At 48.2% G+C, this 14,498-nt stretch carries 3 protein-coding genes, 3 tRNA genes and 6 rRNA genes; all 12 read right to left on the reverse strand.

The genetic code is table 11. The annotated features are described in order from the left end of the window. Window positions 1-299: 299 nt before the first annotated feature. Window positions 300-376 (reverse strand) — tRNA-Asp (locus QWZ07_RS21740). Between the two features lie 67 nt (window positions 377-443). Then, a 5S ribosomal RNA gene (gene rrf, locus QWZ07_RS21745) occupies window positions 444-559 on the reverse strand. A gap of 98 nt (window positions 560-657) precedes the next feature. After that, a 23S ribosomal RNA gene (locus QWZ07_RS21750) occupies window positions 658-3,551 on the reverse strand. A 300-nt stretch (window positions 3,552-3,851) separates the two neighbouring features. Continuing rightward, window positions 3,852-3,927, reverse strand: a tRNA-Ala gene (locus tag QWZ07_RS21755). 21 nt (window positions 3,928-3,948) lie between these two features. After that, window positions 3,949-4,025, reverse strand: a tRNA-Ile gene (locus tag QWZ07_RS21760). 66 nt (window positions 4,026-4,091) lie between these two features. Further along, window positions 4,092-5,646: ribosomal RNA gene (locus tag QWZ07_RS21765) — 16S ribosomal RNA — on the reverse strand. A gap of 378 nt (window positions 5,647-6,024) precedes the next feature. Continuing rightward, window positions 6,025-6,140 (reverse strand): 5S ribosomal RNA (gene rrf, locus QWZ07_RS21770). 92 nt (window positions 6,141-6,232) lie between these two features. Further along, window positions 6,233-9,125: ribosomal RNA gene (locus tag QWZ07_RS21775) — 23S ribosomal RNA — on the reverse strand. Window positions 9,126-9,479: 354 nt separating this feature from the next. After that, window positions 9,480-11,034, reverse strand: a 16S ribosomal RNA gene (locus tag QWZ07_RS21780). The 16S, 23S and 5S rRNA genes sit together here with 3 tRNA genes alongside, the layout of an rRNA operon. 566 nt (window positions 11,035-11,600) lie before the next feature. After that, entirely contained in the window at window positions 11,601-12,314 is a 714-nt protein-coding gene (gene fre / locus QWZ07_RS21785) for an NAD(P)H-flavin reductase (RefSeq protein WP_009848201.1), read from the reverse strand. Between the two features lie 20 nt (window positions 12,315-12,334). After that, window positions 12,335-12,604 carry a 2Fe-2S iron-sulfur cluster-binding protein gene (locus QWZ07_RS21790; protein WP_009848200.1) on the reverse strand — a complete coding sequence of 90 codons (270 nt, stop codon included), beginning with the start codon at window positions 12,602-12,604 and terminating at the stop codon, window positions 12,335-12,337. Beyond that, on the reverse strand, window positions 12,601-14,442 hold the full coding sequence (gene ubiD, locus QWZ07_RS21795) for a 4-hydroxy-3-polyprenylbenzoate decarboxylase (RefSeq protein WP_065679796.1): 1,842 nt from the start codon (window positions 14,440-14,442) through the stop codon (window positions 12,601-12,603). Before ubiD ends, QWZ07_RS21790 begins: the two co-directional genes overlap by 4 nt. Between the last annotated feature and the right edge of the window lie 56 nt (window positions 14,443-14,498).

The following is a 14,498-nucleotide window of genomic DNA, read 5'->3' on the forward strand; positions in this document are numbered from 1 at the left end:
TCTAGAAAGAGCAGGACTTTTATAATAAGTGTTGGAATATCAGAGTTCGTGAGCAACGAAAAACGCTTCAACAAAAGTCGGAGGCGAATAATAAACTCAGGGGCTTGTAGTAACTAAGAGCTAAAACTCACATCTCAGAAACGACGAAAGCCTAGTCGTCAGACTAGGCTTTCTAATATGTGCCGGAATAGCGTGAAGTGTAGGGTCTGCCTTTACAGCACTCATACAATCTACAAGCAAAACTCTTTTCTTCAAATGTAAAAAAGCCCCGCTATTTCTAGCAGGGCTTCTCTAATAAGTGGCGGAGTGGACGGGACTCGAACCCGCGACCCCCGGCGTGACAGGCCGGTATTCTAACCAACTGAACTACCACTCCGCAGTGGTCAACTCACTAAGTGAGCGTCCATATCTCCAGGTCGGTCAACCTAAAGATTTAATTTAAAGCCTGGCGATGTCCTACTCTCACATGGGGAAACCCCACACTACCATCGGCGCTATTGTGTTTCACTTCTGAGTTCGGCATGGAATCAGGTGGGTCCACAATGCTATGGTCGCCAAGCAAATTTTAAAATTCGGAAAACTGGATTTAAAAGTATCTCTTCAAACTCATTCAAGGTCTGGTCTTTCTTTGAGTCCACAAAACCCCTTGGGTGTTGTATGGTTAAGCCTCACGGGCAATTAGTACAGGTTAGCTCAATGCCTCGCAGCACTTACACACCCTGCCTATCAACGTCGTAGTCTACGACAACCCTTTAGGACACTTATAGTGCCAGGGAAAACTCATCTCAAGGCTCGCTTCCCGCTTAGATGCTTTCAGCGGTTATCGATTCCGAACTTAGCTACCGGGCAATGCCATTGGCATGACAACCCGAACACCAGAGGTTCGTCCACTCCGGTCCTCTCGTACTAGGAGCAGCCCCTTTCAATTTTCCAACGCCCACGGCAGATAGGGACCGAACTGTCTCACGACGTTCTAAACCCAGCTCGCGTACCACTTTAAATGGCGAACAGCCATACCCTTGGGACCGACTTCAGCCCCAGGATGTGATGAGCCGACATCGAGGTGCCAAACACCGCCGTCGATATGAACTCTTGGGCGGTATCAGCCTGTTATCCCCGGAGTACCTTTTATCCGTTGAGCGATGGCCCTTCCATTCAGAACCACCGGATCACTATGACCTGCTTTCGCACCTGCTCGAATTGTCATTCTCGCAGTCAAGCGGGCTTATGCCATTGCACTAACCACACGATGTCCAACCGTGTTTAGCCCACCTTCGTGCTCCTCCGTTACTCTTTGGGAGGAGACCGCCCCAGTCAAACTACCCACCAGGCACTGTCCGTAATCCCGATTCAGGGACCAACGTTAGAACATCAAAACTACAAGGGTGGTATTTCAAGGACGACTCCACCACATCTAGCGACGCGGTTTCATAGTCTCCCACCTATCCTACACATGTAGGTTCAATGTTCAGTGCCAAGCTGTAGTAAAGGTTCACGGGGTCTTTCCGTCTAGCCGCGGGTACACTGCATCTTCACAGCGATTTCAATTTCACTGAGTCTCGGGTGGAGACAGCGTGGCCATCATTACGCCATTCGTGCAGGTCGGAACTTACCCGACAAGGAATTTCGCTACCTTAGGACCGTTATAGTTACGGCCGCCGTTTACCGGGGCTTCGATCAAGAGCTTCGACCGAAGTCTAACCCCATCAATTAACCTTCCGGCACCGGGCAGGCGTCACACCGTATACGTCATCTTACGATTTTGCACAGTGCTGTGTTTTTAATAAACAGTTGCAGCCACCTGGTATCTGCGACTCTCGTCTGCTCCATCCGCAAGGGACTTCACTGATAAGAGCGTACCTTCTCCCGAAGTTACGGTACCATTTTGCCTAGTTCCTTCACCCGAGTTCTCTCAAGCGCCTTGGTATTCTCTACCCGACCACCTGTGTCGGTTTGGGGTACGATTCCTTACAATCTGAAGCTTAGAGGCTTTTCCTGGAAGCATGGCATCAATGACTTCACTACCGTAGTAGCTCGACATCGTATCTCAGCGTTAATGAAAGTCCGGATTTACCTAAACTTTCCGCCTACATACTTGAACCTGGACAACCGTCGCCAGGCCCACCTAGCCTTCTCCGTCCCCCCATCGCAATTGTAAGAAGTACGGGAATATTAACCCGTTTCCCATCGACTACGCCTTTCGGCCTCGCCTTAGGAGTCGACTTACCCTGCCCCGATTAACGTTGGACAGGAACCCTTGGTCTTCCGGCGAGGGAGTTTTTCACTCCCTTTATCGTTACTCATGTCAGCATTCGCACTTCTGATACCTCCAGCAGCCCTTACAGACCACCTTCAACGGCTTACAGAACGCTCCCCTACCCCACATACCCTAAGGTACGTAGCCGCAGCTTCGGTGTATAGCTTAGCCCCGTTACATCTTCCGCGCAGGCCGACTCGACCAGTGAGCTATTACGCTTTCTTTAAATGATGGCTGCTTCTAAGCCAACATCCTGGCTGTCTGAGCCTTCCCACATCGTTTCCCACTTAGCTATACTTTGGGACCTTAGCTGGCGGTCTGGGTTGTTTCCCTCTCCACGACGGACGTTAGCACCCGCCGTGTGTCTCCCGGATAGTACTTACTGGTATTCGGAGTTTGCAAAGGGTTGGTAAGTCGGGATGACCCCCTAGCCTTAACAGTGCTCTACCCCCAGTAGTATTCGTCCGAGGCGCTACCTAAATAGCTTTCGGGGAGAACCAGCTATCTCCAGGTTTGATTGGCCTTTCACCCCTAGCCACAAGTCATCCGCTAATTTTTCAACATTAGTCGGTTCGGTCCTCCAGTTGATGTTACTCAACCTTCAACCTGCCCATGGCTAGATCACCTGGTTTCGGGTCTAATCCTAGCAACTGTACGCCCAGTTAAGACTCGGTTTCCCTACGGCTCCCCTAAACGGTTAACCTTGCTACTAAAATTAAGTCGCTGACCCATTATACAAAAGGTACGCAGTCACACCACGAAGGTGCTCCTACTGCTTGTACGTACACGGTTTCAGGTTCTATTTCACTCCCCTCACAGGGGTTCTTTTCGCCTTTCCCTCACGGTACTGGTTCACTATCGGTCAGTCAGTAGTATTTAGCCTTGGAGGATGGTCCCCCCATATTCAGACAGGATATCACGTGTCCCGCCCTACTCGATTTCACTGATTATGATGTGTCGGTTACGGGGCTATCACCCTTTATTGCGAGACTTTCCAGACTCTTCACCTGCATCATTAAAAGCTTAAGGGCTAATCCAATTTCGCTCGCCGCTACTTTCGGAATCTCGGTTGATTTCTCTTCCTCGGGGTACTTAGATGTTTCAGTTCCCCCGGTTTGCCTCCTGTTGCTATGTATTCACAACAGGATACGTGCTTATGCACGTGGGTTTCCCCATTCAGAAATCCCAGACTCAAAAGGTTATTACTACCTAATCTGGGCTTATCGCAAGTTATTACGTCTTTCATCGCCTCTGACTGCCAAGGCATCCACCGTGTACGCTTAGTCACTTAACCATACAACCCGAAAGGGTCTTAATGTATGGCAACTAACCAAGGTTTTTGGTTGTCATCAAGAAGGGTTAATTCTTGATAACTGTTTGCCGGACTCAATTGTGAATCAATGTAAACATTGATTCGAATACAAGACACTTGAATGTGTTTGTTGTGTTTATCTAATGAAAGATAAACATTGAGAACTTTTAAATTTGATTGAATTACTCGTAAGTAATCAATCAGTCAGCTTTCCAAATTGTTAAAGAGCTTGATTTCTTTCGAAACCATTTTTAAAGATTCTTAAGGAAAAACCCTTAAAGATGGTGGAGCTATGCGGGATCGAACCGCAGACCTCCTGCGTGCAAGGCAGGCGCTCTCCCAGCTGAGCTATAGCCCCATCTAGGTATCTAGTCGATATTGGTGGGTCTGAGTGGACTCGAACCACCGACCTCCCGCTTATCAGGCGAGCGCTCTAACCAGCTGAGCTACAGACCCAATATCGTCTCTTTTACTTTCTAAACCTAATCAATCTGTGTGGACACTCATCGTGGTATCTTCGTATAAGGAGGTGATCCAGCCCCAGGTTCCCCTAGGGCTACCTTGTTACGACTTCACCCCAGTCATGAACCACAAAGTGGTGAGCGTCCTCCCCGAAAGGTTAAACTACCCACTTCTTTTGCAGCCCACTCCCATGGTGTGACGGGCGGTGTGTACAAGGCCCGGGAACGTATTCACCGTGACATTCTGATTCACGATTACTAGCGATTCCGACTTCATGGAGTCGAGTTGCAGACTCCAATCCGGACTACGACGCACTTTTTGGGATTCGCTCACTATCGCTAGCTTGCTGCCCTCTGTATGCGCCATTGTAGCACGTGTGTAGCCCTACTCGTAAGGGCCATGATGACTTGACGTCGTCCCCACCTTCCTCCGGTTTATCACCGGCAGTCTCCCTGGAGTTCCCGACATTACTCGCTGGCAAACAAGGATAAGGGTTGCGCTCGTTGCGGGACTTAACCCAACATTTCACAACACGAGCTGACGACAGCCATGCAGCACCTGTCTCAGAGCTCCCGAAGGCACACCTGCGTCTCCGCTGGCTTCTCTGGATGTCAAGAGTAGGTAAGGTTCTTCGCGTTGCATCGAATTAAACCACATGCTCCACCGCTTGTGCGGGCCCCCGTCAATTCATTTGAGTTTTAATCTTGCGACCGTACTCCCCAGGCGGTCTACTTAACGCGTTAGCTCCGAAAGCCACGGCTCAAGGCCACAACCTCCAAGTAGACATCGTTTACGGCGTGGACTACCAGGGTATCTAATCCTGTTTGCTCCCCACGCTTTCGCATCTGAGTGTCAGTGTCTGTCCAGGGGGCCGCCTTCGCCACTGGTATTCCTTCAGATCTCTACGCATTTCACCGCTACACCTGAAATTCTACCCCCCTCTACAGCACTCTAGTTCACCAGTTTCAAATGCAGTTCCGAGGTTGAGCCCCGGGCTTTCACATCTGACTTAATGAACCACCTGCATGCGCTTTACGCCCAGTAATTCCGATTAACGCTCGCACCCTCCGTATTACCGCGGCTGCTGGCACGGAGTTAGCCGGTGCTTCTTCTGTTGCTAACGTCAAGATGCGCAGCTATTAACTACACACCCTTCCTCACAACTGAAAGTACTTTACAACCCGAAGGCCTTCTTCATACACGCGGCATGGCTGCATCAGGCTTTCGCCCATTGTGCAATATTCCCCACTGCTGCCTCCCGTAGGAGTCTGGACCGTGTCTCAGTTCCAGTGTGGCTGATCATCCTCTCAGACCAGCTAGGGATCGTCGCCTTGGTGAGCCATTACCTCACCAACTAGCTAATCCCACCTAGGCATATCTTGACGCGAGAGGTCCGAAGATCCCCCTCTTTGGCCCGTAGGCATTATGCGGTATTAGCCATCGTTTCCAATGGTTATCCCCCACATCAAGGCAATTTCCTAGGCATTACTCACCCGTCCGCCGCTCGACGCCCATTAACGCACCCGAAGGATTGTTAGTGTCGTTTCCGCTCGACTTGCATGTGTTAGGCCTGCCGCCAGCGTTCAATCTGAGCCATGATCAAACTCTTCAATTTAAGATTTTGTGACTCAACGAATACTGACTTCAAAACTACTATGTAATTTTAAAGCTATTACCATTCCAACAGAATGGTAATGAATTGACTGTGCCGAATAACTACAAGTAGTTAAACGTATTGGTCACTCAGTTCATTGAAATCAAGTTTGTTACCGAAGTAACTGTCATTACCTAAGTAATAACGTTTTGATATTCATCAACGAGTGCCCACACAGATTGATAGGTTTAAATTGTTAAAGAGCTTTGCTTTCAGTGCCTTAGCACGTAAGCAGGACGCGTATAATACGCTTTCCACTTTGAAAGTCAACATAAAATACTAAGAAAACTTAGAACTCTATGGTGACTTGTCTATTAAATAGACAAAGTCGAAATTAAAGCCTGGCGATGTCCTACTCTCACATGGGGAAACCCCACACTACCATCGGCGCTATTGTGTTTCACTTCTGAGTTCGGCATGGAATCAGGTGGGTCCACAATGCTATGGTCGCCAAGCAAATTTTAAAATTCGGAAAACTGATTTAAAAGTATCTCTTCAAACTCATTCAAGGTCTGTCTTTGAGTCCACAAAACCCCTTGGGTGTTGTATGGTTAAGCCTCACGGGCAATTAGTACAGGTTAGCTCAATGCCTCGCAGCACTTACACACCCTGCCTATCAACGTCGTAGTCTACGACAACCCTTTAGGACGCTTATAGCGCCAGGGAAAACTCATCTCAAGGCTCGCTTCCCGCTTAGATGCTTTCAGCGGTTATCGATTCCGAACTTAGCTACCGGGCAATGCCATTGGCATGACAACCCGAACACCAGAGGTTCGTCCACTCCGGTCCTCTCGTACTAGGAGCAGCCCCTTTCAATTTTCCAACGCCCACGGCAGATAGGGACCGAACTGTCTCACGACGTTCTAAACCCAGCTCGCGTACCACTTTAAATGGCGAACAGCCATACCCTTGGGACCGACTTCAGCCCCAGGATGTGATGAGCCGACATCGAGGTGCCAAACACCGCCGTCGATATGAACTCTTGGGCGGTATCAGCCTGTTATCCCCGGAGTACCTTTTATCCGTTGAGCGATGGCCCTTCCATTCAGAACCACCGGATCACTATGACCTGCTTTCGCACCTGCTCGAATTGTCATTCTCGCAGTCAAGCGGGCTTATGCCATTGCACTAACCACACGATGTCCAACCGTGTTTAGCCCACCTTCGTGCTCCTCCGTTACTCTTTGGGAGGAGACCGCCCCAGTCAAACTACCCACCAGGCACTGTCCGTAATCCCGATTCAGGGACCAACGTTAGAACATCAAAACTACAAGGGTGGTATTTCAAGGACGACTCCACCACATCTAGCGACGCGGTTTCAAAGTCTCCCACCTATCCTACACATGTAGGTTCAATGTTCAGTGCCAAGCTGTAGTAAAGGTTCACGGGGTCTTTCCGTCTAGCCGCGGGTACACTGCATCTTCACAGCGATTTCAATTTCACTGAGTCTCGGGTGGAGACAGCGTGGCCATCATTACGCCATTCGTGCAGGTCGGAACTTACCCGACAAGGAATTTCGCTACCTTAGGACCGTTATAGTTACGGCCGCCGTTTACCGGGGCTTCGATCAAGAGCTTCGACCGAAGTCTAACCCCATCAATTAACCTTCCGGCACCGGGCAGGCGTCACACCGTATACGTCATCTTACGATTTTGCACAGTGCTGTGTTTTTAATAAACAGTTGCAGCCACCTGGTATCTGCGACTCTCGTCTGCTCCATCCGCAAGGGACTTCACTGATAAGAGCGTACCTTCTCCCGAAGTTACGGTACCATTTTGCCTAGTTCCTTCACCCGAGTTCTCTCAAGCGCCTTGGTATTCTCTACCCGACCACCTGTGTCGGTTTGGGGTACGATTCCTTACAATCTGAAGCTTAGAGGCTTTTCCTGGAAGCATGGCATCAATGACTTCACTACCGTAGTAGCTCGACATCGTATCTCAGCGTTAAGAAAGTCCGGATTTACCTAAACTTTCCGCCTACGTACTTGAACCTGGACAACCGTCGCCAGGCCCACCTAGCCTTCTCCGTCCCCCCATCGCAATTGTAAGAAGTACGGGAATATTAACCCGTTTCCCATCGACTACGCCTTTCGGCCTCGCCTTAGGAGTCGACTTACCCTGCCCCGATTAACGTTGGACAGGAACCCTTGGTCTTCCGGCGAGGGAGTTTTTCACTCCCTTTATCGTTACTCATGTCAGCATTCGCACTTCTGATACCTCCAGCATGCCTTACAGCACACCTTCAACGGCTTACAGAACGCTCCCCTACCCCACATACCCTAAGGTACGTAGCCGCAGCTTCGGTGTATAGCTTAGCCCCGTTACATCTTCCGCGCAGGCCGACTCGACCAGTGAGCTATTACGCTTTCTTTAAATGATGGCTGCTTCTAAGCCAACATCCTGGCTGTCTGAGCCTTCCCACATCGTTTCCCACTTAGCTATACTTTGGGACCTTAGCTGGCGGTCTGGGTTGTTTCCCTCTCCACGACGGACGTTAGCACCCGCCGTGTGTCTCCCGGATAGTACTTACTGGTATTCGGAGTTTGCAAAGGGTTGGTAAGTCGGGATGACCCCCTAGCCTTAACAGTGCTCTACCCCCAGTAGTATTCGTCCGAGGCGCTACCTAAATAGCTTTCGGGGAGAACCAGCTATCTCCAGGTTTGATTGGCCTTTCACCCCTAGCCACAAGTCATCCGCTAATTTTTCAACATTAGTCGGTTCGGTCCTCCAGTTGATGTTACTCAACCTTCAACCTGCCCATGGCTAGATCACCTGGTTTCGGGTCTAATCCTAGCAACTGTACGCCCAGTTAAGACTCGGTTTCCCTACGGCTCCCCTAAACGGTTAACCTTGCTACTAAAATTAAGTCGCTGACCCATTATACAAAAGGTACGCAGTCACACCACGAAGGTGCTCCTACTGCTTGTACGTACACGGTTTCAGGTTCTATTTCACTCCCCTCACAGGGGTTCTTTTCGCCTTTCCCTCACGGTACTGGTTCACTATCGGTCAGTCAGTAGTATTTAGCCTTGGAGGATGGTCCCCCCATATTCAGACAGGATATCACGTGTCCCGCCCTACTCGATTTCACTGATTATGATGTGTCGGTTACGGGGCTATCACCCTTTATTGCGAGACTTTCCAGACTCTTCACCTGCATCATTAAAAGCTTAAGGGCTAATCCAATTTCGCTCGCCGCTACTTTCGGAATCTCGGTTGATTTCTCTTCCTCGGGGTACTTAGATGTTTCAGTTCCCCCGGTTTGCCTCCTGTTGCTATGTATTCACAACAGGATACGTGCTTATGCACGTGGGTTTCCCCATTCAGAAATCCCAGACTCAAAAGGTTATTACTACCTAATCTGGGCTTATCGCAAGTTATTACGTCTTTCATCGCCTCTGACTGCCAAGGCATCCACCGTGTACGCTTAGTCACTTAACCATACAACCCGAAAGGGTCTTAGTGTATGGCAACTAACCAAGGTTTTTGGTTGTCATCAAGAAGGGTTAATTCTTGATAACTGTTTGCCGGACTCAATTGTGAATCAAACTAACGTTTGATTCGAATACAAGACACTTGAATGTGTTTGTTGTGTTTATCAATAAAGATAAACATTGAGAACTTTTAAATTTGATTGAATTACTCGTAAGTAAATCAATCAGTCAGCTTTCCAAATTGTTAAAGAGCATAAAGCAAAAAGCTTTAATCAATAACTTACGTTATTAATTAAAGCTCTGGCTTTAACTAAATCTAAACCATCAATCTGTGTGGACACTCATCGTAAGTATCTTCGTATAAGGAGGTGATCCAGCCCCAGGTTCCCCTAGGGCTACCTTGTTACGACTTCACCCCAGTCATGAACCACAAAGTGGTGAGCGTCCTCCCCGAAAGGTTAAACTACCCACTTCTTTTGCAGCCCACTCCCATGGTGTGACGGGCGGTGTGTACAAGGCCCGGGAACGTATTCACCGTGACATTCTGATTCACGATTACTAGCGATTCCGACTTCATGGAGTCGAGTTGCAGACTCCAATCCGGACTACGACGCACTTTTTGGGATTCGCTCACTATCGCTAGCTTGCTGCCCTCTGTATGCGCCATTGTAGCACGTGTGTAGCCCTACTCGTAAGGGCCATGATGACTTGACGTCGTCCCCACCTTCCTCCGGTTTATCACCGGCAGTCTCCCTGGAGTTCCCGACATTACTCGCTGGCAAACAAGGATAAGGGTTGCGCTCGTTGCGGGACTTAACCCAACATTTCACAACACGAGCTGACGACAGCCATGCAGCACCTGTCTCAGAGCTCCCGAAGGCACACCTGCGTCTCCGCTGGCTTCTCTGGATGTCAAGAGTAGGTAAGGTTCTTCGCGTTGCATCGAATTAAACCACATGCTCCACCGCTTGTGCGGGCCCCCGTCAATTCATTTGAGTTTTAATCTTGCGACCGTACTCCCCAGGCGGTCTACTTAACGCGTTAGCTCCGAAAGCCACGGCTCAAGGCCACAACCTCCAAGTAGACATCGTTTACGGCGTGGACTACCAGGGTATCTAATCCTGTTTGCTCCCCACGCTTTCGCATCTGAGTGTCAGTGTCTGTCCAGGGGGCCGCCTTCGCCACTGGTATTCCTTCAGATCTCTACGCATTTCACCGCTACACCTGAAATTCTACCCCCCTCTACAGCACTCTAGTTCACCAGTTTCAAATGCAGTTCCGAGGTTGAGCCCCGGGCTTTCACATCTGACTTAATGAACCACCTGCATGCGCTTTACGCCCAGTAATTCCGATTAACGCTCGCACCCTCCGTATTACCGCGGCTGCTGGCACGGAGTTAGCCGGTGCTTCTTCTGTTGCTAACGTCAAGATGTGCAGCTATTAACTACACACCCTTCCTCACAACTGAAAGTACTTTACAACCCGAAGGCCTTCTTCATACACGCGGCATGGCTGCATCAGGCTTTCGCCCATTGTGCAATATTCCCCACTGCTGCCTCCCGTAGGAGTCTGGACCGTGTCTCAGTTCCAGTGTGGCTGATCATCCTCTCAGACCAGCTAGGGATCGTCGCCTTGGTGAGCCATTACCTCACCAACTAGCTAATCCCACCTAGGCATATCTTGACGCGAGAGGTCCGAAGATCCCCCTCTTTGGCCCGTAGGCATTATGCGGTATTAGCCATCGTTTCCAATGGTTATCCCCCACATCAAGGCAATTTCCTAGGCATTACTCACCCGTCCGCCGCTCGACGCCCATTAACGCACCCGAAGGATTGTTAGTGTCGTTTCCGCTCGACTTGCATGTGTTAGGCCTGCCGCCAGCGTTCAATCTGAGCCATGATCAAACTCTTCAATTTAAGATTTTGTGACTCAACGAATACTGACTTCAAAACTAATATTCATTCGAAAATGAACATGTAATTCTAAAGCTATTACCATTCCAACAGAATGGTAATGAATTGACTGTGCCGAATAACTACAAGTAGTTAAACGTATTGGTCACTCAGTTCATTGAAATCATTTTGTTACCGAAGTAACTGCTACTACCTAAATAATAACGTTTTGATATTCATCAACGAGTGCCCACACAGATTGATAGGTTTAAATTGTTAAAGAGCTTCACTTGTTGAGCGTTCCTTTTAATTAAGGAGCCTCTCGAAGTGGACGGCCATTCTAGCGAATTAACATTCAGTGTCAAACACTTTTTGAAAATTAATTTTTGTCGCTTTCCGTCTGACTGATTCTTGCTGAAGCCTTGTGGCGTCTGCCGTCTCAGTGGTGTCGCATTATAGGGAACCCTCTCAGCTTAGCAACTACTTTTTCATGAAAAATGAATAAATAGAGCTTAAGTGCCTAATAGTTCACCTAAACGGAAAAAAGAGAGCATTTCTGCTCTCTTTTTGCTCTAAATCTAAAAGAATTCTTAGATAAACGCGTAAGCATCTGCGTACATATGGTCACGCTTTGCTTCTTTATTCTGAGTAAACAAGTCTCTTGCAGCACCTGCCATTTCGAAACGACCCGCAATGTAGATATCAAAATCAGCTAATGATTCGAAACTTTGCGTGATTGCTTCAAGTACATTACCCGTTTGACCGTGCCAAACTTCAGGTGCTTCTTCTACTACTGGTACAAAATGTACATTGCTGTGTTTTGCTGCAATGTCGACAAGCTCTTCTTTCGCATACAGCTGGCACTCATCTTTTGCGCCCCAGTATAGATGAATCTCTTTTTTACTGTTCTGAGCGATACAGTGATCGAGAATAGAGCGCACGTAGCTAAAGCCAGTACCACCAGCAATTAGTAACAGAGGACGATCGCTTTCTTCTTTAACCCACGCATCACCGTGCGGAGCATCAATAGCTATGTCGCCATCTTCAGCTTGCGCTTTCTTCATTGCCTCAACAACTTCTGAAGCGTAAGCATTGTGCTCAGCTGCACCAATGTGTAACTCAAGCTCGCCTTCATGACGACAAGGGCTGCTTGCAATCGAAAATGGACGCTTGTCTTTTTCACCCATTTCAACCATCAAGTATTGGCCCGCTTTAAAAGCGACCGGTGTTTCTGGGTGAAGTAGGATTTGGTAAGTGTTACAAGCTAATGGCTCGATAGACTTCACTTTACATTTAATAGTCATGTTCTTCCTCTCACTAACCCTTAATCGGCAAAGGTTAGAACTAAATTACTTTCTGCAAATGCTTGGCAAGCAAAAATCCAACCTTGTAACTGCTCTTTCTCTGTGAGCATGGGTTCAAGGTGGTAACTCACTTGGCCTTCTAATTTTTTACACATGCACATAGCGCATGCACCAACTTGGCAACGGTTTGGAAAATTGATATTGCTGTTGAGCGCAGCATCCAAAACCGTTTGCCCTTTTTCTACGGTAAAACTGATATTTTCTGGGTATAAGATTACTTGGAAGCTCATGAGATTCCTAGTTGTTCCCAAATGCTATCAATCTTTTTAACGACGTCTGGGTTCTTAGTGATTGGAACACCCCACTCACGCAGGCATTCACCTTCAAACTTGTTCGTCGCATCTAGACCCATTTTTGAATGTCCAGTTTGGTTTTTCAGGAAGAACGTATCTCTTGCCGGATCCATTCTTGTAGTCACCGCCCAGATAATGTCATTCCAGTCACTGACGTTAACGTCACTATCACACACGATGACAAACTTGTTCTCATCGAACTGAGACCAAACCGCTTCAATGATTTTCTTACCATTACCTGCTGCTTGCTTATCGATAGACACAACGACCATGCACGCATTGTCATTCTGTAAGTGAATATCAATAATTTCAGGGAAGGTTTTGGTTAGCTCAGCTAGGCAACCTTCAATATGCTGACTATCTATAGGTAAAGATTGAGCATCAGGTGATAGTGCCAGCTCCGCATCCCACTTCTTAGTAATGTCTAAACCCATTTTTGAGCCTAAACCTACCACTGGCGATGCAAAGTCTAGTGAATCGATAGGCGTGTTCTCTATCATCAAGCTATCACGAGACGGATCCATATGCTCACACATGGCAGCGGTCACTTGAGACCAATCACGTGCATTCACATCCTCATCGCATACCAAGACAAATTTTGTGTACATGAATTGGCGTAGGAAAGACCATACACCCATCATCACTCGCTTAGCGTGACCTGGGTATTGCTTCTTCATGGTCACGACCGCCATTCGGTACGAACAACCTTCAGGCGGCAAGTAGAAGTCTTCTATTTCTGGGAATTGCTTTTGAAGAATAGGAACAAACACTTCATTTAACGCAACACCTAATACTGCGGGCTCATCAGGTGGACGGCCAGTATAGGTACTGTGATAGATCGGATTCTCGCGCATGGTTACATGAGTAATAGTAAACACATGATGCTTTTCTTTCTCGTTGTAGTAACCAGTATGGTCTCCGTATGGCCCCTCGTCTGCGAACTCATTCGGGTCGATGTAACCTTCCATTACGATTTCAGCACTCGCTGGCACTTCTAGGTCGTTACTGATTGATTTCACGACCTCAGTTTTACTGCCACGCAACAAGCCGGCAAACGCGTATTCCGATAAGGTATCTGGAACGGGTGTAACGGCACCAAGAATCGTGGCAGGATCGGCACCAAACGCTACCGATACAGGGAATGGCTTGCCTGGGTTGGTCTCCATCCAATCACGTAGATCAAGCGCTCCACCACGGTGGGCTAACCAACGCATGATGATTTTATTCTTGCCGATCTTCTGTTGACGATAGATGCCTAAGTTTTGGCGTTTCTTGTTTGGACCACGAGTAACCGTTAAACCCCACGTTAGCAACGGTGCGACATCATCAGCCCAGCAACTCATCACCGGAATTTTATCAAGATCGACGTCATCACCCTGCCATACGATTTGTTGACAGGCCGCCTTACGAAGACGCTTAGCTGGCATGTTTAAGACCTGCTTAAACACAGGCAGCTTATCGATAGCGTCTTTAAAGCCTTTTGGTGGCTCAGGTTCTTTTAAGTAAGCAAGCAACTTGCCCACTTCGCGTAGTTCTTTGACCTCTTGACGCCCCATACCAATGGCTACGCGATCAGGCGTACCGAATAGATTGGTCAAAACAGGCATGTCATAGCCTACGGGGTTTTCAAATAAAAGAGCCGGGCCACCAGCACGTAGAGTACGGTCGCTAATCTCGGTCATTTCATAGTCTGGGTCGACGGGGTGAGAAATGCGTTTCAACTGACCAATGCTTTCAAGATGGTCGACAAAATCACGTAAATCTTTAAAACTCATAGGGCTTCTACATGCTGATTATTCTGCGCTCAGTATATCAAAAAGGGCGACACTGA

Source organism: Vibrio lentus, from assembly GCF_030409755.1.
GTDB classification, from domain to species: domain Bacteria; phylum Pseudomonadota; class Gammaproteobacteria; order Enterobacterales; family Vibrionaceae; genus Vibrio; species Vibrio lentus.

What these genes read in the sequence shown, in the direction of transcription:
- fre (WP_009848201.1), bottom strand. Translation starts at nt 12,314, where the DNA reads ATGACTATTAAATGTAAAGTGAAGTCTATCGAGCCATTAGCTTGTAAC.
- ubiD (WP_065679796.1), bottom strand. Translation starts at nt 14,442, where the DNA reads ATGAGTTTTAAAGATTTACGTGATTTTGTCGACCATCTTGAAAGCATT.
- QWZ07_RS21790 (WP_009848200.1), bottom strand. Translation starts at nt 12,604, where the DNA reads ATGAGCTTCCAAGTAATCTTATACCCAGAAAATATCAGTTTTACCGTA.